Origin of the sequence: Stenotrophomonas sp. TWI700 (assembly GCF_039673645.1) — a bacterium.
Classification (GTDB): domain Bacteria; phylum Pseudomonadota; class Gammaproteobacteria; order Xanthomonadales; family Xanthomonadaceae; genus Stenotrophomonas; species Stenotrophomonas maltophilia_AA.
Window position 1 is genome coordinate 318,384 of sequence record NZ_JBDJMB010000002.1, and the last position, 24,544, is coordinate 342,927.

General features: G+C 65.2%; 22 protein-coding genes. 5 read left to right on the top strand and 17 right to left on the bottom strand.

What is annotated here, in order from left to right:
• Positions 1–15: 15 nt before the first annotated feature.
• The 15 genes from ABE473_RS03220 to dnaA form a co-directional block, all read right to left on the bottom strand.
• On the bottom strand, positions 16–1,107 hold the full coding sequence (locus ABE473_RS03220; protein ID WP_346488474.1) for a PA0069 family radical SAM protein: 1,092 nt from the start codon (positions 1,105–1,107) through the stop codon (positions 16–18).
• 287 nt (positions 1,108–1,394) lie between these two features.
• The gene (locus tag ABE473_RS03225) at positions 1,395–2,138 is read right to left on the bottom strand and encodes a pyridoxine 5'-phosphate synthase (RefSeq protein ID WP_346488475.1); all 744 of its coding nucleotides are present in this window, start codon (positions 2,136–2,138) and stop codon (positions 1,395–1,397) included.
• 4 nt (positions 2,139–2,142) lie between these two features.
• A complete protein-coding gene (locus ABE473_RS03230) occupies positions 2,143–2,403 on the bottom strand; it encodes a hypothetical protein (RefSeq protein WP_346488476.1) in 261 nt (86 codons plus the stop codon).
• Positions 2,404–2,471: 68 nt separating this feature from the next.
• Positions 2,472–3,932, bottom strand: a complete 1,461-nt coding sequence (cls, locus tag ABE473_RS03235) for a cardiolipin synthase (RefSeq protein WP_346488477.1) — start codon at positions 3,930–3,932, stop codon at positions 2,472–2,474.
• 115 nt (positions 3,933–4,047) lie between these two features.
• The gene (locus tag ABE473_RS03240) at positions 4,048–4,461 is read right to left on the bottom strand and encodes a biopolymer transporter ExbD (protein WP_176990754.1); all 414 of its coding nucleotides are present in this window, start codon (positions 4,459–4,461) and stop codon (positions 4,048–4,050) included.
• 3 nt (positions 4,462–4,464) lie between these two features.
• Entirely contained in the window at positions 4,465–4,890 is a 426-nt protein-coding gene (locus ABE473_RS03245; RefSeq protein WP_176990753.1) for a biopolymer transporter ExbD, read from the bottom strand.
• 57 nt (positions 4,891–4,947) lie between these two features.
• Positions 4,948–5,706, bottom strand: a complete 759-nt coding sequence (gene exbB, locus ABE473_RS03250; RefSeq protein ID WP_346488478.1) for a TonB-system energizer ExbB — start codon at positions 5,704–5,706, stop codon at positions 4,948–4,950.
• Between the two features lie 86 nt (positions 5,707–5,792).
• Positions 5,793–6,350, bottom strand: a complete 558-nt coding sequence (locus ABE473_RS03255; protein ID WP_026069914.1) for an energy transducer TonB — start codon at positions 6,348–6,350, stop codon at positions 5,793–5,795.
• A gap of 257 nt (positions 6,351–6,607) precedes the next feature.
• Entirely contained in the window at positions 6,608–7,804 is a 1,197-nt protein-coding gene (locus tag ABE473_RS03260) for a tetratricopeptide repeat protein (protein WP_346488479.1), read from the bottom strand.
• A gap of 142 nt (positions 7,805–7,946) precedes the next feature.
• The gene (locus tag ABE473_RS03265) at positions 7,947–8,753 is read right to left on the bottom strand and encodes a M48 family metallopeptidase (RefSeq protein ID WP_176990750.1); all 807 of its coding nucleotides are present in this window, start codon (positions 8,751–8,753) and stop codon (positions 7,947–7,949) included.
• A 71-nt stretch (positions 8,754–8,824) separates the two neighbouring features.
• A complete protein-coding gene (locus ABE473_RS03270) occupies positions 8,825–9,676 on the bottom strand; it encodes a CPBP family intramembrane glutamic endopeptidase (RefSeq protein WP_346488480.1) in 852 nt (283 codons plus the stop codon).
• 73 nt (positions 9,677–9,749) lie between these two features.
• Positions 9,750–12,209 carry a DNA topoisomerase (ATP-hydrolyzing) subunit B gene (gene gyrB / locus ABE473_RS03275; protein ID WP_179460658.1) on the bottom strand — a complete coding sequence of 820 codons (2,460 nt, stop codon included), beginning with the start codon at positions 12,207–12,209 and terminating at the stop codon, positions 9,750–9,752.
• Between the two features lie 114 nt (positions 12,210–12,323).
• On the bottom strand, positions 12,324–13,421 hold the full coding sequence (gene recF, locus ABE473_RS03280) for a DNA replication/repair protein RecF (RefSeq protein WP_346488481.1): 1,098 nt from the start codon (positions 13,419–13,421) through the stop codon (positions 12,324–12,326).
• A gap of 1,139 nt (positions 13,422–14,560) precedes the next feature.
• Positions 14,561–15,661 carry a DNA polymerase III subunit beta gene (gene dnaN, locus ABE473_RS03285; protein ID WP_019184048.1) on the bottom strand — a complete coding sequence of 367 codons (1,101 nt, stop codon included), beginning with the start codon at positions 15,659–15,661 and terminating at the stop codon, positions 14,561–14,563.
• 276 nt (positions 15,662–15,937) lie between these two features.
• The gene (gene dnaA / locus ABE473_RS03290) at positions 15,938–17,272 is read right to left on the bottom strand and encodes a chromosomal replication initiator protein DnaA (protein ID WP_176990746.1); all 1,335 of its coding nucleotides are present in this window, start codon (positions 17,270–17,272) and stop codon (positions 15,938–15,940) included.
• A 253-nt stretch (positions 17,273–17,525) separates the two neighbouring features.
• Between dnaA and rpmH the strand changes: the two genes are divergently transcribed.
• The 5 genes from rpmH to ABE473_RS03315 all read left to right on the top strand — a co-directional run bounded on the left by rpmH (position 17,526) and on the right by ABE473_RS03315 (position 22,499).
• The gene (gene rpmH / locus ABE473_RS03295; RefSeq protein ID WP_006404565.1) at positions 17,526–17,666 is read left to right on the top strand and encodes a 50S ribosomal protein L34; all 141 of its coding nucleotides are present in this window, start codon (positions 17,526–17,528) and stop codon (positions 17,664–17,666) included.
• Positions 17,667–17,671: 5 nt separating this feature from the next.
• A complete protein-coding gene (gene rnpA / locus ABE473_RS03300) occupies positions 17,672–18,163 on the top strand; it encodes a ribonuclease P protein component (protein WP_176990745.1) in 492 nt (163 codons plus the stop codon).
• Positions 18,163–19,860 carry a membrane protein insertase YidC gene (gene yidC, locus ABE473_RS03305; RefSeq protein ID WP_176990744.1) on the top strand — a complete coding sequence of 566 codons (1,698 nt, stop codon included), beginning with the start codon at positions 18,163–18,165 and terminating at the stop codon, positions 19,858–19,860. Before rnpA ends, yidC begins: the two co-directional genes overlap by 1 nt.
• A 108-nt stretch (positions 19,861–19,968) precedes the next feature.
• A complete protein-coding gene (gene mnmE, locus ABE473_RS03310; RefSeq protein ID WP_346488482.1) occupies positions 19,969–21,312 on the top strand; it encodes a tRNA uridine-5-carboxymethylaminomethyl(34) synthesis GTPase MnmE in 1,344 nt (447 codons plus the stop codon).
• Positions 21,313–21,407: 95 nt separating this feature from the next.
• A complete protein-coding gene (locus tag ABE473_RS03315; protein WP_346488524.1) occupies positions 21,408–22,499 on the top strand; it encodes a glycerophosphodiester phosphodiesterase in 1,092 nt (363 codons plus the stop codon).
• A 113-nt stretch (positions 22,500–22,612) separates the two neighbouring features.
• On the opposite strand, the gene ABE473_RS03320 is transcribed toward ABE473_RS03315, so the two are convergent.
• Together ABE473_RS03320 and ABE473_RS03325 are read right to left on the bottom strand one after the other, a co-directional pair.
• The gene (locus ABE473_RS03320; RefSeq protein ID WP_346488483.1) at positions 22,613–23,395 is read right to left on the bottom strand and encodes a rhomboid family intramembrane serine protease; all 783 of its coding nucleotides are present in this window, start codon (positions 23,393–23,395) and stop codon (positions 22,613–22,615) included.
• A gap of 97 nt (positions 23,396–23,492) precedes the next feature.
• Positions 23,493–24,452 carry a TerC family protein gene (locus ABE473_RS03325; protein ID WP_346488484.1) on the bottom strand — a complete coding sequence of 320 codons (960 nt, stop codon included), beginning with the start codon at positions 24,450–24,452 and terminating at the stop codon, positions 23,493–23,495.
• Positions 24,453–24,544: the final 92 nt, after the last annotated feature.

Here is a 24,544-nt window from a genome sequence, read left to right on the forward strand (position 1 = left end):
CATCGGGGGTGCTGGTCAGAACAGCGAGCCTTGGGGTGAGTCCACCCGCGGCGGCAGCGGCCGCAGGAAGCGGGTGCAGTCCAGTTTCGGCCAGTGGCTGTTCTGCGCGTCGAAGCCCAGGCGCTTGCGGGCCAGCTTGAAGCGGTTGGACAGCAGATCCGCGTACACGCCTTCACCGCGCATGCGCGTGCCGAACTGGCTGTTGTAGTCCTTGCCGCCGCGCAGCTGGTTAATGGTGCTCATCACGTGCGTGGCGCGGTCCGGATGGTGGGTGTCGAGCCAATCGCGGAACAACGGTGCCACTTCCAGCGGCAGGCGCAGCAGCACGTAGCCGGCGGTGGAGGCACCGGCATCGTGGGCGGCCTCGAGCACGGCTTCCAGTTCGGCATCGTTGATCCACGGGATCACCGGCGCGACCATCACCCCGACCGGGATCCCGGCATCGCTCAGGCGACGCATCGCGCGCAGCCGTGCATGCGGGGCCGAGGCGCGCGGTTCCAGCCTGGCGGACAGGTGCGGGTCCAGCGAGGTCACCGAGAAGTGCACGCTGACCAGCTGCTTTTCGGCCAGCGGCGCAAGCAGGTCGATGTCGCGCTCGACCAGCGCGTTCTTGGTGATCAGCGAGAACGGGTGCTGGGTCTCCAGCATCACCTCGATCAGCTGGCGGGTCAGTTTGAGCTTGCGCTCGATCGGCTGGTAGGCATCGGTATTGATACCCAGCGCGATCGGCTGCGGCACGTAGCCGGGCCGCGAGAACTCCTTGCGCAGCAGCTGCGGGGCGTTGGTCTTGGCGAACAGCTTGGTCTCGAAGTCCAGCCCGGGCGAGAGATTGAGATAGGCGTGCGAGGGTCGGGCGAAACAGTACGAACAGCCATGTTCGCAACCGCGGTACGGATTGACCGACTGGCTGAAGCCGACATCCGGCGACTTGTTGCGGCTGATGATGCTGCGCGCGGTTTCGGCGCGCACTTCGGTGCGCAGGCGCGGCGCGGCGAACTCCTCGCTCTCGTCCGGCGCCCAGCCGTCGTCCATCGCTTCGCTGACGGTGACCTCGAAGCGGCCCGCCAAGTGCGTGCGGGAGCCTCGGCCTTTGATCGCAATACCCATGGTCAAAGGCTATCGCCCTGAGGTCTCAGGGAATGAGACGTCGTGGCGTCGGAACGGCGGAGACAGGAGATTTCCATGGTTAGTAGTATTACTAACCACAGGGGCAATTGGAAGTGAAACCCGCGCCGGGCAAGGGTCGCCGGGGGTGGGGACCGATTTGATCCCCAAAATTATCCACAGGGTCTGGGCGGGTGCCTGGCGTGTCATGTCACCAGGCGGCAGAGCCGACCAACGGGTCGGCTCCTACCCGAGCCCGGGCGCCTTACACCCTGGGGATACGCGCCGCATCAGAGCAGCCGCAGGTACCCCTTCACCGTCGCATCCAGCCCGGCGTACAGCGCCTCACTGATCAGGGCGTGGCCAATGGAGACCTCCAGCACGTCGGGCACCGCCTGCAGGAACGCCGCCAGGTTGTCCTGCGACAGGTCGTGCCCGGCGTTGACGCCCAGGCCGGCCGCCTGGGCGCGGCGGGCTGCATCCGCGAACAGCGCCAGCATGGCCGTGGCGTTGCCGGCGGCATGCGCCTCGGCGTAGGGGCCGGTGTAGAGCTCCACGCGATCCGCTCCGATGGCCGCGGCCTGGGCGATGTCGGGGTTGCCAGCGTCCACGAACAGGCTGACCCGACAGCCGTACGACTTCAACTCGGCAATCAGCGGGCGCAGGCGCTGCGCATCACGGCCGAAATCGACGCCGTGGTCGGAAGTGAGCTGGCCGTCGCCATCGGGCACCAGGGTGGCCTGGGCTGGGCGGGTCTGCGCGCACAGCGGCAGCAGCCCCGGGTAGCCCTCGCGCGGGGGCGCGAACGGGTTGCCCTCGATGTTGAACTCCACGCCGCGCTCGGCCGTCAACGCGGACAGCGCAAGCACGTCCTCGGCGTGGATGTGGCGACGGTCCGGGCGCGGGTGCACGGTGATGCCGTGCGCGCCGGCGTCCAGGCAGGCACGGGCGGCCTGCAGCACGTCCGGGTCCGCACCGCCGCGCGAGTTGCGCAGGACGGCGATCTTGTTCACGTTGACGCTGAGTTGGGTCATGGCACTACAAAGGGTCGGATTCACCCTGAGCGGTCGGGGTGCGCGCCTGGAGGGCGAGCTCCCGCAGCCGACGGAGTTCGTTGGGATCGGTGATGGCCGCGCGGGTGGGCTGCACATCGCCGAAGCGGGCCACGTAGAGGCCGCGGACCCACGCCAGCAGGAACACCAGGGTGCCCAGCAGCGACAGCGCCATCAGCCCCATGTGGGGGGTCTTGAGCGCCATGCCGAAACAGGCCAGCGCGAACAGCAGGAACAGCCAGTACATGTCGTTCTCCCCGATTGACCGGGCCAGTGTAGCGCTGGCGCCCGGTGCGGTTCCACGGGGAGCGGCGGCTACAGCAGCGGCGAGGCCAGCCGCGCGAACGCCTCGGGAACGCGATGCCGCCACAGCGAACGCTGGCGGTCGTTGCGCACCGGCGAAGCGCTGCTGTACTCGGCAAGCAGGATCTCGGCCAGCGCCGCTACCCGGCCGGTGTCGCTGATCATCATCGAGAGCTCGAAGTTGAGCCGGAAACTGCGGTGGTCGAAGTTGGCACTGCCGACGATGCACACGTCGTCATCGGCGATGAACGCCTTCGTGTGCAGCATGCGCGGGCCGTACTCGTAGATCTTGACCCCGGCCTGCAGCAGCTCGTCGAAGTAGGAGCGCGCGGCCTGGGTGACGAACCAGGAGTCACTCATCTTGGGCACCAGCAGGCGCACGTCCAGGCCGCCGAGCGCGGCCGAGGTGAGCGCCATGCGCGCGGCCTCGCCGGGAACGAAGTAGGGCGTGACCAGCCAGACCCGCTCCTTCGCTTCGTGGATCGCCGCGACATGCAGGCGATGGATGGTCTCCCACGATGAATCCGGACCGGACACCAGCACCTGCGCATTGATGCTGCCCTCGCTGCGGCTGGGCATCGTCTCCGGCCACAGCTGGGCGATGTTGAAGCGCGCCGGCTCCTGGCCGGTGGCGTAGATCCAGTCCTCGATGAAGACCAGCTGCAGGCTGCGCACCACGTGTCCCCGCAGCCGCATGTGCAGGTCGCGATACGCATCCGCGCGGACGCTCTCGTCTTCCTCATCGGTGATGTTGATGCCGCCGGTGAACGCCTGCAGGCCGTCGATGATCACCAGCTTGCGGTGCGTGCGCAGATTCAACCACGGCCGTTTGAACGGCTTCAGCAGCTGGCGCGGATGGAACCACACCACTTCGGCACCGGCATCCAGCAGCGGCTGCAGGAAGCGCTTGCGGAGGGACGATGAGCCGACCGCATCCAGCAGCAGGCGCACGCGCACGCCGGCCGCCGCACGCTCGGTCAGCGCATCGCGCAGTGCGGTGCCGGCGTGGTCCGGGTTGAAGATGTAGTACTCCAGATGCAGATGGTCCTTGGCCGTGGCCACCGCGGCGAGCAGCGCGCTGTAGGTGGCCGCACCATCGACCAGCCACTCCACTTCGGTGGCCGAGCTCGGCGACAGGCCGGTCGTGGCCTGGGCGATCTTGGCCAACTCGGTGCAGTCGGCATCGGGGGGGCAGACGCTGCTGTAGTGCTCCATGCCCGAACGCGAACGGCCACGGCGCAGGCGCTGCCGTTTCACCTTCTGCGGGCCGAACAGGTAGTAGATGAAAAGGCCCAGATAGGGCAGGGCGGCCAGCGAGAGGATCCAGCTCAGCGTGGCGACCGGTTCGCGCTTCTGCAGCATGATCCAGCCGATCAGCGACAGCAGATAGAGAATGTAGGCCGCCACCATCAGGGGGCGCAGGTGGGGGATGGCATCGAGCCAGTCCCCGAAGACGTCGAAGGTTGCGAGCATGGCCGGATGATAGCGGGCGGCGTGCCGCTGGCGCGTATCCACGGCCGGCGGCACAAAAAAAACGCCCCTGTTTCCAGGGGCGTTTTCCAGTCGCGTCATGACTGCGTCTTGCGTATTACTGCTGCACGAAGCCGATCTTCTTCATCTGAGCATTCTTCGCGGCAGCCAACACCTTGGCCATCACGTCGTACTCGGAGTCGGGGCTGGCATCGATGCGCAGTTCCGGCTGGTTGGTCGGATCACGCTGGACTTCCTGCTCCATGCGCTGCTGCAGTTCGCCCACAGCCACGGGGCTGTTGTTCCACGACACCTGGTTGCTGGCGTCCACCTTCAGCTCGATCGGCGGCGGCGGTTCGACAGTCACCGGCGGTGGGTTGAGCACGCGCTGCGGCAGGTCAACGGCGATCGGGTACGTCATGATCGGCGCGGTGACGATGAAGATGATCAGGAGCACCAGCATCACGTCCACGAGGGGCGTGACGTTGATGTCGGCCATGGGGCCGCGGCTACCACCAGTACTGAATGCCATGGCTTACTGCCCCTTCTCTTTGGTGGCGACGAAGCCCACGTCGAGCATGCCCTGTTCCTGCGCGATCTTCGTCATCTCGTTGATGACGCGCATCTTGGTGGTGCGGTCACCACGCAGGTTGAGGGGCGGCTGCGGGGTCTGCTGGGCGGCGGTCGCCAAGCGAGACTCGAGCGTCTGCTTGTCGATTTCCTCGTCGTTCCAGTAGATCGAGCCGTCTTCCTTGACTGCCAAGGTGATCGGGCTCGCCCGCTTTTCAGCGTCTTCCGGATTCTGCACCAGGTTGGCCTCAGGCAGATCCACCTTGACCTTGTGGGACATCAGGGGCGCCGTGATGATGAAGATGATCAGCAGCACCAGCATCACGTCCACGAGGGGCGTAACGTTGATGTCGGCCATGGGGCCGCCGCTGTTACCACTACTGAAAGCCATAACGGGCTCCGTCTAGATCGTGTTGACTACGTTCTCGCTGGGTGACGCGCGTCGCTATTAGCGAACGCGCGAACCGGTGGCGAAGAAGTCGTGCAGGTCGTGAGCGAACGTATCGAACTTGCTGATCGTGGCGCTGTTGATCTTGCTGAAGAAGTTGAAGGCGAACACGGCCGGGATAGCCACGAACAGACCGATGGCGGTCATGATCAGTGCTTCACCCACCGGGCCGGCAACGGCGTCGATCGAGGCGGAACCGGTGGCACCGATCTTGATCAGCGCGCCGTAGATGCCCCACACGGTACCCAGCAGACCCACGAACGGAGCGGTTGCGCCGACGGTGGCCAGCAGGGTCATGCCCGACTGCAGGTTGTTGCTTTCGCGGGTCACGGCCTGACGCAGGGCGCGATCGACGAACTCCGAACGGCTCAGGTTCTCACCCAGGCCACCCGTGGCACCGCCTTCCGAACGCTGATGGTGGGCAGCTGCCTGGGCAGCATCCAGAGCGATCTTCGAGAACGGCTCGGAAGCCGGCTGCTCTTCCATGGCGCGAATGGCGTCCTGCGCGTTCGGGGTATCCCAGAACAGGCTGGTGACCTTGTCAGCGGCAGCCTTCAGACGGGCAGCGCGGAAGATGTTGATGACGGTCCAGTACCAGGACATGGCCGACATGATGATGAGGGTCAGCAGCACGACCCAGGAGACCGCGAAGTCACCCGGCTGGGTGGTCATCTCGTGGATCAGGTGCTCGAAGCCCATCTGCGACAGGGCGTTGGAGTTGCCCCCGGCAGCAGCGGCGATGAAAAGTTCCTGCAGCATGACGCTTACCTTTGTTGTGTGTGGTGATAAAGGGTATTGCTAGAAATAACCGCTAGAGGCGGTGGCCGGCGGGCCACCGGCCACTATCAGTTCAGCGCAAAGTTGACCGGGACGCGAACGCGACCTGCGACCTTCTTCCCGCCCGATTCCGCGGAACGGAAGCTCCACTTGCGAGCTGCTTCCATGGCGGCGCGGTCGAGGTCACGGTTACGGCTGGACTTCTCGACCGACACATTGGTGACGTTGCCATTGGCATCGACGTCAATGATCAGGATGACTTCACCCTGGATACCAGCACGGAACGCGGCCGGCGGGTAACGCGGGGGGTTCATGTTCTTCGACGAGATGTCGACGCTTGCCTCGATGGTGCTCGGGGGCTGCGGCGGCGACGGCGGCGACGGCGGCGTGACGATGTCGGTCGGACGCGGGTCCGGGATATCGACCACTGGAGCCTGCGGCGGCGGCGGAACCGGGGACGGCTTCGGCGGCGACAGGTTCTTGACCGGCGGCGGCGGGGTGTCATCCGGCGGCGGCGGCGGCGGCGGCGGTGGGGGCGGCGGCGGAGCGTCGACCAGGGTCACCATGATGTTGCGTTCTTTCTCCGCCACGGCCTTGGGGGCCACAGCCGGGATCAGAAGCATCATGAAGGCGGCGAGATGCAGTGCGATTACAAAAGCGATACCCACGATACGCGGCCAGGAGAGGCCGGTGTCATCGCGTTGTTCGTACCTGTGAACGACTAGTTGTTCCGTCATGCGCCAAGAGCTCATTAGTGGGGCCGGGATACCCGGGGACAGGTAGCCCATGATCAGCGGTGCATGACACCGCAGGAACCTCCAAGCTTATACCAATCCTGAGCGCCTGCGCATCACTTCTGCAGGCATTCAGGCGTTATTCCTACTTACTTCAGGTTGATGATTTTCTTGGCATCCGCCTGGTTCTTCACACCCTTCGCCAGCGCTTGCTGGGCGGCCTGCCTGGCCTCCGGAATGCGACCTTCCGAATGCAGCACGCGTGCCAGATTCAGGTAGGTCTCGCCGTCCTTGGAAAGCGGGGCAGCCTTCTGCCACGCCTCGATCGCCTTGTCCGTCTGCTGCGGGTCGGAGTAGTAGTACGCCTGGGCCAGTGCCAGGTATACCTGATAATCCGGCTTCAGGATGTTTTTCTGCAGGCCATCATTGATAACGGCAATGAGGTCCTTTTCTTTGTTCTCGCTGTTGGCGTAGATCGAGTACAGCTGCTTGTACTCGCGCTCGTCGGTCAGCTGGCCGGCGCTGTAGAGCTTGCCCATCACGGCGCCGGCCTTGTCCATCTGGTCGGCCTGCATGTACATGCTGGCCAGGTTCAGCTGGGCTTTCTTGTCGTTCGGGTTCTTGGCGGCGAGGGCCTCTGCCTGCTTGACCGCTTCACCGGTCTGGCCGCCTTCGGCCATGGCAGCCATCAGCAGCTGGTTCCAGCTGTCCTTCGGCTCCGGCGAGCCGGCGATGGCCTGCTGCAGCACCGGGATGGCCTCGGCGTAACGCTCGGCCTGGTACAGCGCCTGGCCCTTGGCGATCAGCTCTTCGGGCTTGTTCGACTTGGTCTCGGCGAAATACTTGTCCAGCGTCGCCAGGCCTTCGTTGGTCTGGTCGTCCTGCAGCTGCAGCTGGCCGAGCATCAGCATCGACTGGTAGTGGCCGTTGTTGTCCAGCCCACCGAGCTGCAGCACCTGCTCGAGGTACTTCTTGGCGGCGGCGTTGTCGTCGAGCTGGTAGGCGGCCTGCGAGGCCAACTGCGCGGCGAGCGACTTGTCGTAGTTGTTCGCGGCCGGGTTGGCCAGGATTTCTTCGGCCTGCGCGCGGGTTTCCGGGAACTTCTGATCGTTGTAGCTGTCAATCAGCTTCTGCAGCTTCGGGCCGACCTTGGCCGAGGACTTCTGCTCCGGCTCCTGGCGGGTTGCGTTCGGGTAGAGCACTTCGGCCTTGGCCTGCTTCTTCCCACCGCGGGCACCGCGCTCGGACGAGCGGGCCTGGGCAAAGGCATCGGTGATCATGGCGCCACTTACAGCGGTCGCGATGAGGACGGAAAGGACGGCTTGCTTGTGATTGCTGAAAATCATCTTTCACCTCGATCGAACCGCCGCAGCGGCATCAAAACGGACTGTCAGAAAAATCTGAGCCGCCAAACGTATCAGAAACTGATGGCGTGAGAAATCGTTTCCGATGCTGCAATACAGCATCTTTTGGTCGTATACGGGGGCGTCAACCGCACTTCGGCCGCCGCCCGGCCGCCTGGGCCTGTTGGTATACACCACTCAGGGACGGCGCGTCTCGCTGCAATTCGCGGATGCGGTTGGCCGGATCGGGGTGGGTGGACAGCCACTGCGGTGACCGGCCGCCACTGGCCGCCATCATGTTCTGCCACAGATCGACAGCCTGCGCCGGGTTGAAACCGGCCTCGGCCATCAGCCGCTGACCGACGATATCGGCCTCGCTTTCCTGGGTGCGCGACCCCGGCAGCAGGAACGCTGCCTGGGCACCAGCGCCGCCGAGCTGGTTGACCGTACTGGCCGCCCCCTCACCGTACGCCGCGCCCGCGAGCGCACCGAGCACCGACAGGCCGGTCTGCGCGCCCATCTGCCGGGTGATGCGTTCTTCGTGGTGGCGGGAGATGACGTGCCCTATCTCGTGCCCGATCACCGCGGCCAGCTGATCCTGGTTCTTGGCGACGGTGAAGATGCCGGTGTTGACCCCCACCTTGCCGCCGGGCAGGGCGAATGCGTTGGGTTCCTTGTCGACCATCAGCGCTGTTTCCCACCGTACGCCACGGTACTGTTGGGGCAGTTGGGCGACCAGCGCGTTCACTACGCACTGCACGTAGGCCGTCTGCTTCGGATCCTTGCTGAGCGTGCCTTTGGACTTGGTTTCGGTGAACGCCTGCGCGCCGAGCTGATCCAGTTCGGCCTGCGACACCCCGCCGACCATCTGGCGGCGGCCGGTCGGCGACGTCGTGGTGGCGCACGCGCTCACCAGCATGGCGATGGCAATTCCCAACAGTACTGGTTTCATGTGCGATCCCCCGTGTTCATGTGCGCAGTGTGGAACGCGGCGACGTAAATTTTCGTCAAGCCGCGCAGTGATCATTGGATGCCCAGGAACATCAGCGCCATTAGCGCGATGCCGTTGTTCAACCCATGTGCGGCGATCGGGGCCCACAGGGTGCCGGTGCGCTGGTACAACCAGGCGAAGGCCGCGCCCATGCTGCCGTAGACGAGCCACAGCTGGGCGATTTCCCACGGGCCGTTGGCACTGGTGCCGGGGATTTCATGCACGAGCGCGAAGGCCAGGCTGCTCAGGACGATGCCCAGCACCGGGCGGCCGGCCTGCCACAGGCGACCGAACAGGACACGGCGGAACAGCAGCTCTTCGTAGGCCGGCGCGAGCACGACGGCGAACAGAGCGAGGAACCACGGGAAACGCGTGACCGCCTGTTCCATCAGCGCCAGATTGGTGGGCACCGGCTCGATGCCGGCCTGTTTGGCCAGCCAGGCGATCAGGTTGCTGCCGATGATCACAGCGGTGGCGACCAGCAACGTCCACCCCCATGTCGAGGGGCGACGCGCGGCCTGGAAGGACAGTGCACGTTCGGCGGGCGTGGCCCGGCGACGGAAGAAGTACAGCACCAGCGCCGCGCCACCGGTGGCGCCCAGTGCCATCAGGATCTGGGCAAGTGCACCCGGTTGGCCCAGCTGTTGGGCCAGATCCGCCACGGCGGACGCATCCGCGCCGTCGCGGGCGGCCTGGTAACCCACGGTCGCGCCGCGATACAACCCCCAGACCAGCCCGCCGATCAGGCTCAGCGACAGCAGGACCGCTGTGCCGATGCCCAGATCGATGAAGAACCCCGCGAGCGGAGAACCCGGCGCGCGCGGTGAAGAGGGAACGACGGGGGGCAGCGGAGGCGTCATGGACGCCGGGGTGGTTGCGGACATCGGATTCCTGGCATCGGGGAGCGATGGCCGGCCAGGGTGCAGGTCGCACCCGGCCGGCCCGTCCCCGATTGTGTCAGATATCCAGGTTGGCGACCTTCAGCGCATTGTCTTCGATGAAGTCGCGGCGCGGTTCGACCACGTCGCCCATCAGCGTGCTGAAGATCTGGTCGGCAGCGACGGCGTCCTCGATGCGCACCTGGAGCAGCCGGCGCGTCTCCGGGTTGACCGTGGTATCCCAGAGCTGCTCGGGATTCATTTCACCCAGACCCTTGAATCGCTGGATCTGGCGGCCCTTCTTGGCCTCATCCAGCAGCCAGTTGCGCGCCTCGGCGAAGCTGGCCACCTCGGCCGACTTGGCGCCGCGGCTGATCTTGGCACCGGTGCGGACCAGGCCATGCAGCAGCAGCGAGGACTGGTGCAGGGCACGCAGTTCGCCGGTTTCGAACGCGGCCAGCGGCAACACCTGGATCATCTGTTCGCCCATGTGGCGACGCGTGACCAGCACAGCGGCCGGACGCTCGTCGGTGGGTTCCTGCAGTTCCAGCGTGTAGCGCGGCGAGCCTAGGCTGCCCTGGTTGAGACGGGTCGCCAGCGCGGCCAGGCCTTCCTCGGCACCGGCCTTGCGCAGGTGTTCCAGATCCATCGGGGTGAAATCGATGAGCGCTTCGAGTACCTGGCGGTCATAGCGATGGCCGTTGCGCGCGATCGTTTCCTGGGCCGAGGCATAGGAGAGCAGCAGCTTCTCCAGGGCCACGCCTTCGATGCCCGGTTCGCTTTCGGCCGGAATCAGCGAGGCGTTTTCCACTGCGCTGCTGGCCAGGTACGCGTCCAGTGCCGGGTCGTCCTTCAGGTAAAGCTCCTGCTTGCCCTGCTTGATCTTGTACAGCGGCGGCAGGCCGATGTAGATGTGGCCGCGCTCGATCAGCTCCGGCATCTGACGGTAGAAGAACGTCAACAGCAGCGTACGGATGTGCGCGCCGTCGACGTCGGCGTCGGTCATGATGATGATGCGGTGGTAGCGCAGCTTGTCCGGGTTGTATTCGTCCCGGCCGATGCCGGTGCCCAGCGCGGTGATCAGCGTACCGACCTGATCCGAAGCCAGCATCCGGTCGAAGCGCGCGCGTTCCACGTTGAGGATCTTGCCGCGCAGCGGCAGCACCGCCTGGTTCTTGCGGTTGCGGCCCTGCTTGGCCGAGCCACCTGCCGAGTCACCCTCGACGATGAACAGTTCGGACAGCGCCGGATCCTTTTCCTGGCAGTCGGCCAGCTTGCCCGGCAGGCCGGCGATATCCAGCGCGCCCTTGCGGCGGGTCAGATCGCGCGCCTTGCGCGCCGCTTCACGGGCACGCGCGGCGTCCACGATCTTGCCGGCGATCGCCTTGGCTTCGTTCGGGTTTTCCTGCAGGAACTCTTCCAGGCGCTGGCCGAAAGCACTTTCCACGGCCGGGCGCACGTCCGAGCTGACCAGCTTTTCCTTGGTCTGGCTGGAGAAGCTCGGGTCCGGCACCTTCACCGACAGCACCGCGATCATGCCTTCGCGCATGTCATCGCCGGTCAGGTTGATCTTGGCCTGCTTGGCGATGCCGTTCTGCTCGATGTAGTTGTTGAGCACACGGGTCAGCGCACCACGGAAGCCGGCCAGGTGGGTACCGCCGTCCTTCTGCGGAATGTTGTTGGTGAAGCAGTACATCGTTTCCTGGTAGGAATCGGTCCACTGCAGCGCCACGTCCACGACGATGCCGTTGGACTCGCCCGTCACAGAGATCACGTTCGGGTGCAGCGGCGTCTTCAACTGCGCCAGATGCTCCACGAAGCTGCGGATGCCGCCTTCGTAATGGAAGTCGTCACGGCGGCCATCGCCGCGCTCGTCGACCAGCACGATCTTGACGCCGGAATTGAGGAAGGACAGCTCGCGCAGGCGGCGGGCCAGGATGTCGTAGTGGAACTCCACGTTGTCGTGGAACGCCTTCACCGACGGCCAGAAGCGCAGGGTGGTGCCGCGCTTGCTGCTGGCTTCGACCTGCTTCAGCGAGTTGACCGCCGCACCGTCCGCGAATTCCTGCTGGTAGTGGAAGCCGCCCTGGTAGATATCGAGCAGCAGCCTCTGGGACAGCGCGTTGACCACGCTGACGCCGACGCCGTGCAGGCCGCCTGAAACCTTGTAGCTGTTGTCGTCGAACTTGCCGCCGGCATGCAGGACCGTCATCACGACTTCGGCCGCGGAGACTTCGCGGTCGAGCTTCTTGCTCATCTGCTCGTGCTTGCCGGTCGGGATGCCACGGCCGTTGTCCGACACCGAGACCGAGCCATCGGCATGGATGATGACCGAGACGTTGTCCGCGTGACCGGCCAAGGCTTCGTCGATGGAGTTGTCGACAACCTCGAACACCATGTGGTGCAGACCGGTGCCGTCATGGACGTCGCCGATGTACATACCAGGACGCTTGCGGACAGCCTCGAGGCCTTCCAGGGCGGTGATGCTGTTGGCGTCGTAGTTGCCGCTGTTTGCGGGGATGTTCTGTTCTTCAGTCATTGCGCTTGCCGTAGGCTCCGCAGGTCGGGCCATCGCGGTGAGGCGGGGCGCCGGGTAATAAGGGGTTGCAACAGCAATTATACCAGCCGGGCACCGTGGCCCCTGGGGGGACCACTATGGCACAGGCTGGACCTGTCCATGTTCCACGTGGAACCGGGTGATATCCGGTGCGTCCACCAGGGCCGCCGGGACTTCGGTGGCGGTGATGAAGATCTGCGCCGGGCCCGCCTTCAGCCGCTCCAGCACCCGCGCCTGGTGGTGGCGATCCAGTTCGGAAGAAAGATCGTCCAGCGCGATGACCGGCCATTCCCCGCGCTGTTCCGCGTAGTCCTCGGCCTGGGCCAGCAGGCAGGTGAGGGCGGTCAATTTGGCCTGTCCGCGCGAAAGCGCATCCCGCCCGGGGATGGTCTCGAACCCGACACTCCAGTCTGCCCGGTGCGGACCCACCGAGGTGTAGCCGGCCATCCGGTCGCGCTCGCGGGCCAGGAGCAGGGCGTCGGAGAGGGACAGCTCCTGTTTGCGCCAGCCGGGGCTGAGGTTCAACGACTGGATGCCCAGATTGGGCGCCAGCACGCCGGCCAGTTCCACGGTCCGCTCCTGCAGCCGCTCCAGGTAGTGCTGGCGGCGGGTTGTCAGGGGTTCGCCCGCTTCGGCCAGCTCCCGATCCCATGCATCCAGGGCATGCGGGTGCCCGCCCTGCTTGAGCAGGGCATTGCGCTGCTTCAGGGCCCGTGAGTACCGCCGCCACAGCCCCATGAAGTCTGGTTCCACGTGGAACAAGCCCCAATCGAGGAATCGCCGGCGAGGCTCACCGCCGCCACTGACCAGGGCGTGGCTGCCAGGTTCAAAGGTCACCACGGCCAGGGCTGCACACAGCGTGCCCAGCTGGGCGACGTCTTCCCCGTCCAGCCGGCCTTTCCACTCCTGGCCGCTGTGGCGAAGCCCCGCCTTTCGACGGGTCGGTGTATCTGCGCCTTCGCGCTGCTCGTCCCATTCGACGAACACATCCAGCGCCTCCCGCCCCTGACGTACCAGGCCATCCCGCACCCGGCCGCGGAAACTGCGGCCATACGCCATCACATGCAGCGCCTCCAGGACACTGGTCTTGCCGGCGCCATTGTCACCGGTAATCAGATTGATGCCCGGTTTCGGCGCCAGTTCGACGGTGTCGAAGCGGCGGACCTGGTGCAGGGACAGACGGCGGATGTGCATGCGGACGATCAACGCCGCACGGGGCGGCAGACGGGTAGGGGGAATCGATCAGCTTACTGCATTGCCCTGGTTCCACGTGGGACACCGCCTCGCGCAGAGTGGACCGCGGTGGAGATGTCGACTCTTCCTGCAGGATGTCTGGGCCCAAAAGGCATCCGGCCCCCAAAGGCATCCATCCGAGGGCGCGAGCCACCACGAGAGACCGGTCGCTGCGGTCCCGCCGCCCAGGCCGAGTTGGGCATATGCGGCGCGCCACGTGGAACATGTCACTGGATGAGCGGGATCGCGAGGCAGATACGCGTCGAATTTCTTCAAATCTGAGGTGCGCGCAGCAGGGAGGCCCTGCAGATTTCAAGAAATTCGCGCTGATTTCCACGCGTCAGGACGGGTCGATCTCAGCCAACAGCCAATTTCTTTGAATTCTGCGAGACGGAGGTGGACACGGTTGTCGAGAATCGAACGGGTTCCACGCAGACCCAAACGAGACTGTCCACACCCCCCATGTATGGCTTATGCACAACCCATGGGCAATCTGTGGATAAAAAGCACCCCTAGTAAGGGCTTGAAAGATATCCACAGGATCACCCCCAGGCTTAGACCCTGTTTTACCGGGGGTTTCGAGGCTATATTTCCCTTTCAAACCAAGCACTTAACCTACTTTTCAACCAAATCTGGCCCTACCACCACCACCTAGCTTTAGATTTATATACAGTTTTTAAAAGCATAGAGCTGTGATTCAGCGGTTCAAAAGCAGGCTGCCGCTGCGCTCCAGGGCAAGAGGAAAATGCCGCTCGTTCACGACGTTCGATCTTCGAGCATCGCGCATCGACAACGGCGTCAGCTGGCAATCGACTGGATCTGATGATCGCCCTCCAAGTCGATGCCCAGCGCTGGATCGAGGCTGGCGCGTGAGCGTCGCGCCGGGTGACGCACTACTGCCGATGACCGCTCGACCGATGGACCTGTCGACAAGGCGTTGGCCTGGAGGTGCGAAGGTTCAACCGCGCGGGACATCGGTATCAATATCCCCATCCGTGAATGCTCCACGTGGAACATCGTTTCTTCCGCCCAAAAAGAAACCCGGCATTGCCGGGCTTCTCTGAACCACTCGGTTCCACGTGGAACCTGTGCGTCTCAGGTCACAGACGCAGCGGCATCACCACATGACGCGACTTCTCGCTGCTGGCCTCACGGACCAGGGCGGAGGAGTTCGAATCGCGCAGCTGGATCACGACGTGCTCGTCGCGCAGTGCCGACAGCGCGTCCAGCAGGTAGTTCACGTTGAAGCCGATGGCCAGATCGCTGACCGTGGTATCGGCCTCGATTTCTTCCTGGGCTTCTTCCTGCTCGGGGTTGTGCGCGCTGATCTTCAGGTTGCCCGGCGAGACTTCCACGCGGATGCCGCGGTACTTCTCGTTGGACAGAATCGCAGCGCGCTGCAGCGAGGCACGCAGCGCTTCGCGATCGACCTTCACTTCGCGGTCGGCACCGATCGGGATCACAGCCTCGTAATCCGGGAAGCGGCCGTCGATCAGCTTCGAGGTGAAGGTCACATCGTCGCGCTTGACGCGGACATGGCTGCGGCCGACTTCCAGCTCGATCTCGCGATCGCCGCTTTCCAGCAGACGCTGCAGTTCGGTCACGCCCTTGCGCGGCACGATGATCTGACGCTTGGCGCCGCTGGCTTTTTCCAGTTCGGTTTCGCACAGCGCCAGGCGGTGACCGTCGGTCGCCACGGTACGCAGGGCATCGCCCCGCAGGTCGAACAGCAGGCCGTTGAGGTAGTAGCGCACGTCCTGCTGGGCCATCGCGAACGCCGTGCGCTCGATCAGTTCCTTCAGGGTCGCTTCGCCGATGGCCACGCGTTCGGTCGCTTCGACTTCGTCTACCGACGGGAAGTCGTTGGCCGGCAACGTTGCCAGGGTGAAGCGGCTGCGCCCGGCCTGCACGGTGATCTTGTCACCGGTCTGCGAGACGGTGATCCGGCTGCCATCGGGCAGGGCGCGGATGATCTCGAACAGCTTGCGGGCGGGGATGGTGGTCTCGCCGTCCTGGGCATCTTCCACCGCGATCCGCGACACCATTTCCACTTCCAGGTCCGTGCCGGTCAGCGACAGCTGTCCGTTCTGGACCTGAACCAGGAAATTAGCCAGAACCGGCAGGGTCTGGCGGCGTTCGACCACGTTGACGACTTGTGCCAACGGCTTGAGAAAGGCTTCGCGCTGCAGTGTGAAACGCATGTGGTTCCGTGCCCCTATGCTTTAAAAAAATGTGGAATAAATCAAAAGCTTGGTGGTGCTGGTAGGGCCAGAATCGCGGGAAAACACGACTAAGCCGTTGTAAACAAAAGGATTTCTGACCTCGAAACCCTCTGCATTACTAGCCCCCAAGGGGTGGGGAAAACTGTGGATAACTTTAGCGTCGAATCGACCGGCTTTCTTATCCACAACCTATCCCGCGCTTACTACCGGATTCTGCACCGTTTTATGCGATGACGCCTTAGCGGCGTACATGCATCATTCGCTCAACTTCCGGATCAGCTTGTCCCAGTCTTCCCGCAACTTGCCGTCCGCTTCCATCAACGTCCGGATCTGCCGGCAGGCATGCAGCACCGTGGTGTGGTCCCGGCCGGCAAAGGCGTCGCCGATTTCCGGCAGGCTGTGCTCGGTCAGTTCCTTGGTCAGGGCCATGGCGACCTGACGGGGACGGGCCAGCGACCGGGTCCGACGCTTGGACAGCAGATCCTTGATCTGCAGCCCGTAGTAGTCGGCCACGGTTTTCTGGATGTTGGGAATGCTGATCGCCTGCTGCTGGGCGCGAAGCAGGTCGCGCAGGGTTTCCTGGGCGAAATCAGTGGTGATCGCACGGCCGGTGAAATTGGCGCGGGCGGCCAGGGTATTCAACGCACCTTCGAGGTCGCGGACATTGGAGCGCATCTTCTTGGCAATCAGAAACGCCACATCGTCGGGGATATCGGTGCCACGCTCGCGGGCCTTGGCCAGCACGATCGCTGCACGCGTTTCGAAGTCCGGCGGCTCGATCGCCACCGACAGGCCCCAGGCCAGCCGCGACTTCAGCCGTGCTTCCAGGCCCTCGACTTCGCGCGGGTACCGGTCGCAGGTCAGGATGATCTGCTGCTTGCCGTCGAACAGGGCGTTGAACGTATGGAAGAACTCTTCCTGGGTACGGTCCTTGCCGGCGAAGAACTGGATGTCATCGATCAGCAGCGCGTCCACCTGCTGGAACTGGCGCTTGAACTGGTCCATGGTTTTTTCCTGCAGCGCACGGATCATCGCGCTGAAGAACTGCTCCGAACGCAGGTACAGCACCTTGGCCGCCGGATTGGCCTGACGCATCGCATTGCCGGCCGCGAACATCAGGTGGGTCTTGCCCAGGCCGGTCCCGCCGTACAGCAGCAACGGGTTGTGGGCCCGGTCGCCCGGCTTCTGCGCCGCCTGGAACGCCGCGGCCAGACCCAGCTGGTTGCTGCGGCCTTCCACGAAGTTGGCGAAGGTGTAGTGCGAATCCATGTTGCCGGCGAACGGCACCAGCGGTTCCGCCGGGGCCGCGGGCGCCGACAGGCCCGGAATCGACGCGATCTGCGCCTCTACCGGACGCGGACGCGAGCCGATTTCAAGAAAAACGTCGCCGAAACCGGCGAAGTGTGCCACCAGCTCCTTGATGCGCGGCAGGTACAGCTCGCGCACCTGGTCGACGATGAAGGCGTTTGGCGCATAAAGCACCAGGCTGTCCGCGCGCAGATCTGCCTGCAGCGGCTTCAACCAGGTGTGAACATCTTCGGGCGGGAACTCCGCTTCGAGGCGTTCGAGGGAACGAGACCAGGCATCCATCGGCAATAATCGTCTGAGGCCAGCGGATAGGCGAACAAAAGCGCCGCACCGCAGGCCGGAAGGGGGGAAGAATGGATGGCGCAGACTACCACCGACGAGGGGGGCCGGGAATGGTTGTCCCAAAGTTATTCACAAAATGATCCACAGCTATTGCACAGCCCGGTGAATTCCCGTAGTGACAGACACTTGACGGGACCTCGATGAGGTCTATAGAATTTCCGGTTCTTTCCGTCCCCTTCATATAGAGGCCCGCATGGCCACCAAGCGCACTTTCCAACCCAGCAACCTCAAGCGTAAGCGCGACCATGGCTTCCGTGCCCGTATGAAGACCGCTGACGGCCGCAAGATCCTGTCGCGTCGCCGCGCCAAGGGCCGTAAAGTCCTGAGCGCTTGATTGCAATGCCGCTTTCCGCGGCAGACGCAATCCTGACTGTGAGCAGTTCCGACCCGCGCAAGCGATTTCCTCGCTCTGCGCGGGTTCGTACGCGTGCCGAATATACAACGGTCTTCAACGGCGCCCGCCGTGTGTCCGATCCGCTGATGACCCTGCACTGGCTGAAGAGCGATACGCCAGCCAGGTTGGGTCTTGCGGTGTCGCGCAAAGTCGATCCCCGAGCCGTGGGTCGCAACCGAGTGAAGCGTGTGTTGCGCGATGCCACACGCCATCTACGGCCGTGGATGAGTGCCGGCGATTACGTCGTCGTTGCCCGCAGCGCCGCCCGTACCGCCAGCAATCCCGAAATCCGCCAGGCCTTTGAACGCCTGCTGCGCCGCCTTGGCGCATTGCCCATGCCGGGCGCGGACGGCACAATGCCGCCGCCCCTGGGCGTTGCACCCCTTTCCCAGTCCGAGCCGGCATTGCGTGCCGGCCCCGCCGAGCCTGCACGCTGATGAACCAGACCCGCGTTTTCCTGATTTTTGCCTGGCTGATGGTGGCCGTGTTGCTGTGGATGGAGTGGGGCCGCGACAAAGCCGCGCCGCCGACCCCGGCCGTGGCCGCCCAGACCACCCAGGCCAGCGTGCCGGGTGCCGCTGCCGGCAGCATCCCCGGTGCCGCCGTGCCCCAGGCCGACGGCACGCTGCCGGCGACCCAGCCGACCGCGCAGGCCGCGACGGGCCCGGCCCGCGTGACCATCACCACCGACGTGCTGCGCCTGGTGCTGGACGGTGGCACGGTGCTGGACGCCGAGCTGCTGCAGTTCCCGCAGACCAAGGAAGAAGGCAGCCCGCCGGTCCGACTGCTGACCGAAGAGGCGACCCACCCGTACCGCGCGGTGAGTGGCTGGATCAGCGAAGACAAGACCATGCCGGTGCCCGCCGCCAACGGCTTCAAGCTGGTCGGCGACAACCACGACTTCGTGCTGGCCAAGGGCCAGGACGAGGTCACGGTGCCGTTCGAATGGACCGGCCCGAACGGCGTAACCATCCGCCGCACCTACTCGCTGGGTCGCAACGAGTACGCGATCACGGTGAAGGATGAAGTGGTCAACGGCGGCAGCGCTCCGTGGAGCGGCTACGTGTTCCGCACCCTGGACCGCACCCCGACCATCCTTTCGCGCAGCATGACCAACCCGGACTCGTTCAGCTTCAACGGCGCGACCTGGTTCAGCCCGCAGGACGGTTACGAGCGTCGCGCGTTCAAGGATTACCTGGACGACGGCCACCTCAACCGCACCATCACCGGCGGCTGGCTGGCGATGCTGCAGCACCACTTCTTCACCGCGTGGATTCCGCAGGCCGACCAGGCCGCGCAGTACTCGCTGGCGCAGAACAACGGCCGCGACCAGATCGAAGCGCGTGGCCCGGCCTTCACCGTGGCCCCGGGCCAGCAGGTCAGCACCGAGGCCCGCCTGTGGGTCGGCCCGAAGCTGGTCAACCTGATCGCCAAGGAAGACGTGAAGGGCCTGGACCGCGTGGTCGACTACAGCCGCTTCTCGCTGATGGCGATCATCGGCCAGGGCCTGTTCTGGGTGCTCAACCAGGTCCACAAGGTCGTCAACAACTGGGGCTGGGCGATCGTCGGCCTGGTGGTGCTGCTGAAGCTGGTGCTGTATCCGCTCTCGGCCGTGCAGTACAAGTCCGGTGCCAAGATGCGTCGCTTCCAGCCGCGCATCGCGCAGCTCAAGGAACGCTATGGCGATGACCGCCAGAAGTTCCAGACCGCGATGATGGAGCTGTACAAGAAAGAGAAGATCAACCCGATGGGCGGCTGTCTGCCGATCCTCATCCAGATGCCGATCTTCTTCGCGCTGTACTGGGTGCTGGTGGAATCGGTGGAACTGCGCCAGGCCCCGTGGCTGGGCTGGATCCAGGATCTGACCGCGCGCGACCCGTACTTCATCCTGCCGGTGATCAACGTGGCGGTGATGTGGGCCACCCAGAAGCTGACCCCGGCGCCGGGCATGGACCCGATGCAGGCCAAGATGATGCAGCTGATGCCGCTCGTGTTCGGCGTCATGATGGCCTTCATGCCGTCCGGTCTGGTGCTGTACTGGGTCGTCAACGGTGGCCTGGGCCTGCTCCAGCAGTGGTGGATGACCAAGCGTCATGGCAGCGATCCGCTGCCGGTCGTCACCGCCAAGAAGTAAGCCACACAGGAAACCCGCCGCAAGGCGGGTTTCCTGCATCTGCGGCCCGCACAGCCGCGTGGTCCGTAGAATGCCCCCTGATTCCCCGCACGCTGCAGTGAGCCCGACATGACCCATGCCCCCGACACCATCGTGGCCATCGCCACCGCGCCCGGCGCTGGCGGCGTCGGCATGCTGCGGCTGTCCGGCCCGCAGGCGCGCCCCATTGCCGAAGCAGTCGGCGTGCGCGCGATGCAGCCGCGGCACGCGCACTACGCGCGCTTCCGCGATGCGGGCGGCGAGGTGATCGACGACGGCATCGCGTTGTGGTTCCCGGCGCCGAACAGCTTCACCGGCGAGGAGGTGGTGGAACTGCAGGGGCATGGCAGCCCGGTGGTGCTCCAGCAGCTGGTCGCGCGCTGCATTGCCTTGGGCGCACGCCAGGCCCGGCCCGGTGAGTTCAGCGAGCGCGCTTTCCTCAACGGCAAGCTCGACCTGGCCCAGGCCGAGGCCATCGCCGACCTGATCGCCGCCAGCGACACCCGCGCAGCGCGCGCGGCCCGCCGCTCGCTGGACGGCGTGTTCTCGCGTCGCGTCGATGAGGTCGCAGAACAGCTTGTTCTGCTGCGGATCCACGTGGAGGCGGCAATCGATTTCGCCGACGAACCGCTCGACACCCTCGGCGGGGCGCAGGTGCGCAGTGGCCTGGTCACCGCGCTGCAGGCGATGCTCCGGCTGCGCGACGATGCCGAGCGCGGCCGCAAACTGCGCGACGGCCTGCATGCGGTACTGGTGGGCCCGCCGAACGCCGGCAAGAGTTCGCTGCTCAATGCGCTGGCCGGCAGTGAGCGGGCGATCGTCACCGACATCGCCGGTACCACCCGCGACACCCTGCGCGAAACCATCCGCATCGACGGCCTGGAACTGACCCTGGTCGACACCGCCGGCCTGCGCGAGGGTGGCGATGCCATCGAGCGCGAAGGCATGCGCCGGGCGCGCGCGGAGATGCAGCGCACCGACCTGGCCATCGTGGTGGTCGATGCGCGCGAGCCGCAGGCCGGCCGCGATGCGGTGGGCGACAGCATCGCCGAGGTGCCGCAGCAGCTGTGGATCCACAACAAGAGCGACCTGCTGGACGCGATCCCGTCCGATGTCCCGGCGGACGTGGTGCATGTCTCCGCCGCGACCGGCCTCGGCCTGGATCAGCTGCACGCGCGCCTGCGCGCGCTGGCCAGTGGCAGCGCCGGCGACAGCGTGGACGGCGAGTTCTCCGCGCGTGCCCGCCATGTGGAGGCGATCAGCCAGGCCATCGGCCATGCCGAGCGCGCCGAATCGGAGCTCGTCCACGAGCACCTGGAACTGGCCGCCGAGGAACTGCGCCTGGCCCATGAGGCGCTGGGCGAGATCACCGGGCGGATGAGCGCCGATGATCTGCTGGGGCGGATTTTTTCGAGCTTCTGTATCGGGAAGTAGGGGACGCCTTTCTTCGCGCTGTCACAGCCTTGCAGCACACTGACCTGGTTCTTTATCGACAGGGGTTTGCAGTGTCCAAGCAGTTGTGGGGATGTATGTTGCTGGTGTCGCTGGCCGTGGCACCATCGGTGGCCATGAGCGCTGAATCGTCTTCCTCCACGCCGGCCAAGGCCGCCGTCTACGGCCACCGTGGCGCCAGTGCGCTGCTGCCCGAGCACACGCTCGCCGCCTATGCCCAGGCCATCGCCGACGGTGCCGACTACATCGAGCCGGACCTGGTGATGACCAAGGACGGCGTGCTGGTGTCGCGCCACGAGAACGAGATCGGCGGCACCACCGATGTGGCCGCGCATCCGGAGTTCGCCAGCCGCAAGGCGGTCAAGACCATCGATGGCGAACGCATCGAAGGCTGGTTCACCGAAGACTTCACCCTCGCCGAACTGAAAACCCTCTACGCCCGCGAGCGCCTGCCGCAGCTGCGCAGCACCGCGTTCGACGGCCAGTTCCGCATCGCCACGCTGGACGAGATCATCACTTTCCTGGTGCAGCAGGCCGGCCGCGCCAACCGCGGCATCGGGCTGGTGCCGGAGATCAAGCACGGCACCTACTTCACGCGCATCGGCCTGCCGATGGAAGACAAGGTGGTCGCCGCGCTGCAGGGCAACGCCTATACGCGCGTGGCACCGGTGACGATCCAGTCCTTCGAGGTCGGCAACCTGCGTTACCTGCGCGGCAAGCTCGGCCGCGACAGCAACATCCGCCTGCTGCAGCTGCTCGGCGATCCCAAGCAGCAGCCCGGTGACGTGCTGGCCGCCAAGGGCAGCCAGCGCTATGCCGACCTGATCACCCCGGCGGGACTGCGCGAGGTCGCGACCTACGCCGACGGCATCGGCCCGAGCCTGCGCATGGTCATTCCGCTGGATGCGCAGGGAAAACTGGGCACCCCGACGTCGCTGGTACGCGATGCGCATGCGGCCGGCCTGATGGTGGTGCCGTATACGTTCCGGCCGGAAAACTACTTCCAGGCCGCGGAGTTCCGCAGTGGCGAGCCGAATGCCCGCAACGCGGAAGGTTCGGTCGCCGAGATGCGGGCCTACCTGGCCACCGGCATCGATGCGTTCTTCACCGATGACCCGGCGCTGGGCCGGCGCGCGGTGGATGGGGATGGCACACCGGCGACCCGGTAGGTACCGACCGTTGGTCGGTACGATCGTGATCGGCGCGATATCTGAATGTCCGGCGCACGGCAGCCACGCATGGCCTGGCTCTACCCCGGCATGCCATCAGATGGCGTCGCCGGTCAGTCCAGCGATGACCCTTCATCGCGCCGCCGGAACGGCAGCACCACGAAGTCGCGGCCCTCGCGCGGTTGCCACAGCACCGGGACGCGGGTCGGGGAGGGCGGTTCCAGATCGGCGTCGCGCGCTGCCTCGATATCGTCCTCTTCCTCGTCCTCCCAGCTGTAGCGCTTGCGCGGCGCCATCGGGTCGGAGAGGCGGAACAGCAGTGCGCTGATGATGCCGGCGAACGCACCGCCCATATGCGACTGCCAGGACACGCCCGGTTCGTGCGGGAGGATGGTGAGCAGCATGCTGCCGTAGAAAAGGAAGGCGATCAGCCCGGCCGCGATCGCTGGCCGGTCGCGGCGCAGCAGGCCGAGCACGAACACCAGGAACATCAGGCCGTGGGTGATGCCACTGGCGCCCAGATGGTGGCTGCCCAGATCGCCGAGCAGCCAGGCGCCCAGCCCCGAGCCGACCCACAACAGGGGCAGCGCGCGCACGGTGGCCTTGGGATAGACGCTGCCGGCCAGCGTGCCGAGGATCAGCAAAGCCGCCGCATTGGCACCGAGATGCTGGATTGAGCCATGCAGCAGCGGTGCACCGAGAATGCCGAGCAGGCCGGCCTTGTCCAGCGGGGCAACCGCCCACGGACGCCAGTCGAAGTGGCCTTGGGCGGTATAGACCGCCACCAGCAGCAGCACGAAGGCCAGGCTCAGGTTGAATGCCCGCAGCACACCACCACGGTCGTTGCGGGACGGGACCGGCGGCGCGCCGGCGGGCTGGGGCAGGTTGGCGTTCATAGCCTTAGGGATGGCGTCGCCCCGGATGAACACAAGGGCAACGCCGTGGGAGAGAGAGGTACCGCCTGCGGGACAATCCCGCAGGCGGCACGGTCGGTCAGGCGTGGCCGCCTTCCTTCGGCGGGTTCTTCAGGCTCAGCACCACGGTCGCGGCGATGATCACCGCCACCACGCCCAGCGAGATCGGGGTGGGGATCTTGAAGATGTCGATCAGCATCATCTTGATGCCGATGAAGGCCAGCACCAGGGCCAGGCCGTACGGCAGCAGGTGGAAGCGATCGGCCATGCCGGCCAGCAGGAAGAACATCGCGCGCAGGCCCAGCACCGCGAACACGTTGGAGGTCAGCACGATGAACGGGTCGGTGGTGATCGCGAAGATCGCCGGGATGCTGTCCACCGCGAAGATCACGTCGGTCACCGCGATCAGGATCAGCACCACGAACAGCGGCGTGAACCAGCGCTTGCCATCGCGCATGACGCTCATCGCGTTGCCGGCATAGTCCGGCAGCAGGCGCAGGTGCTTGCGCATCCAGCGCAGGGCGGGGTTGGTCTCGAGATCCGGCTCGCTACCGGCCGAGAACCACATCTTCCAGCCGGTGAAGAGCAGGAACGCGCCGAACACGTAGAGCAGCCAGTGGAACTTGGTCAGCAGCACGCTGCCGGCGAAGATCATGATCGTACGCAGCACGATCGCGCCCAGGATGCCGATGATCAGCACCTTCTGGCGCTGTTTCTCGGGCACCGCGAAGTAGCCCATGATCATCAGGAACACGAAGATGTTGTCCACGGCCAGGGCTTTCTCGACCAGGTAACCGGTCAGGAACTCCAGGCCGACCTGGTTGGCCACCACCTGGCCGGCGGTCTCGTTCAGGTAGTACCAGAGGCCACCGTTGAAGGCCAGGGCCAGCGCGACCCAGCCGATGGACCACCACAGGGCCTCCTTGAAGGTGACCTTGTGCGGCCCGCCGTGTCGCATCAAAACGAGATCGACCAGCAACGCGATGATCACCACCGCGCCGAAGCCGCCCCACAACCACACATTACCGATCGTCTGCATTGGGTTTGTCCGTTGGAAAAATAGAATGCCTCAAGCCGGACGGCGAGGATCTGCAACGGAGGATCGGGGGGATCCGGGGACAGAGCTTCGCC

Bases quoted from the DNA above. Each gene is read 5' to 3' on its own strand.
- ABE473_RS03255 (WP_026069914.1), bottom strand. From the start codon at position 6,350: ATGATGCTTCTGATCCCGGCTGTGGCCCCCAAGGCCGTGGCGGAGAAA.
- dnaA (WP_176990746.1), bottom strand. From the start codon at position 17,272: ATGGATGCCTGGTCTCGTTCCCTCGAACGCCTCGAAGCGGAGTTCCCG.
- ABE473_RS03315 (WP_346488524.1), top strand. From the start codon at position 21,408: ATGTTGCTGGTGTCGCTGGCCGTGGCACCATCGGTGGCCATGAGCGCT.
- mnmE (WP_346488482.1), top strand. From the start codon at position 19,969: ATGACCCATGCCCCCGACACCATCGTGGCCATCGCCACCGCGCCCGGC.
- gyrB (WP_179460658.1), bottom strand. From the start codon at position 12,209: ATGACTGAAGAACAGAACATCCCCGCAAACAGCGGCAACTACGACGCC.
- rpmH (WP_006404565.1), top strand. From the start codon at position 17,526: ATGGCCACCAAGCGCACTTTCCAACCCAGCAACCTCAAGCGTAAGCGC.
- ABE473_RS03325 (WP_346488484.1), bottom strand. From the start codon at position 24,452: ATGCAGACGATCGGTAATGTGTGGTTGTGGGGCGGCTTCGGCGCGGTG.
- ABE473_RS03220 (WP_346488474.1), bottom strand. From the start codon at position 1,107: ATGGGTATTGCGATCAAAGGCCGAGGCTCCCGCACGCACTTGGCGGGC.
- ABE473_RS03230 (WP_346488476.1), bottom strand. From the start codon at position 2,403: ATGTACTGGCTGTTCCTGCTGTTCGCGCTGGCCTGTTTCGGCATGGCG.
- ABE473_RS03240 (WP_176990754.1), bottom strand. From the start codon at position 4,461: ATGGCATTCAGTACTGGTGGTAGCCGCGGCCCCATGGCCGACATCAAC.
- exbB (WP_346488478.1), bottom strand. From the start codon at position 5,706: ATGCTGCAGGAACTTTTCATCGCCGCTGCTGCCGGGGGCAACTCCAAC.
- recF (WP_346488481.1), bottom strand. From the start codon at position 13,421: ATGCACATCCGCCGTCTGTCCCTGCACCAGGTCCGCCGCTTCGACACC.
- yidC (WP_176990744.1), top strand. From the start codon at position 18,163: ATGAACCAGACCCGCGTTTTCCTGATTTTTGCCTGGCTGATGGTGGCC.
- dnaN (WP_019184048.1), bottom strand. From the start codon at position 15,661: ATGCGTTTCACACTGCAGCGCGAAGCCTTTCTCAAGCCGTTGGCACAA.
- cls (WP_346488477.1), bottom strand. From the start codon at position 3,932: ATGCTCGCAACCTTCGACGTCTTCGGGGACTGGCTCGATGCCATCCCC.
- ABE473_RS03320 (WP_346488483.1), bottom strand. From the start codon at position 23,395: ATGAACGCCAACCTGCCCCAGCCCGCCGGCGCGCCGCCGGTCCCGTCC.
- ABE473_RS03260 (WP_346488479.1), bottom strand. From the start codon at position 7,804: ATGATTTTCAGCAATCACAAGCAAGCCGTCCTTTCCGTCCTCATCGCG.
- ABE473_RS03225 (WP_346488475.1), bottom strand. From the start codon at position 2,138: ATGACCCAACTCAGCGTCAACGTGAACAAGATCGCCGTCCTGCGCAAC.
- ABE473_RS03245 (WP_176990753.1), bottom strand. From the start codon at position 4,890: ATGGCTTTCAGTAGTGGTAACAGCGGCGGCCCCATGGCCGACATCAAC.
- ABE473_RS03270 (WP_346488480.1), bottom strand. From the start codon at position 9,676: ATGTCCGCAACCACCCCGGCGTCCATGACGCCTCCGCTGCCCCCCGTC.
- rnpA (WP_176990745.1), top strand. From the start codon at position 17,672: ATGCCGCTTTCCGCGGCAGACGCAATCCTGACTGTGAGCAGTTCCGAC.
- ABE473_RS03265 (WP_176990750.1), bottom strand. From the start codon at position 8,753: ATGAAACCAGTACTGTTGGGAATTGCCATCGCCATGCTGGTGAGCGCG.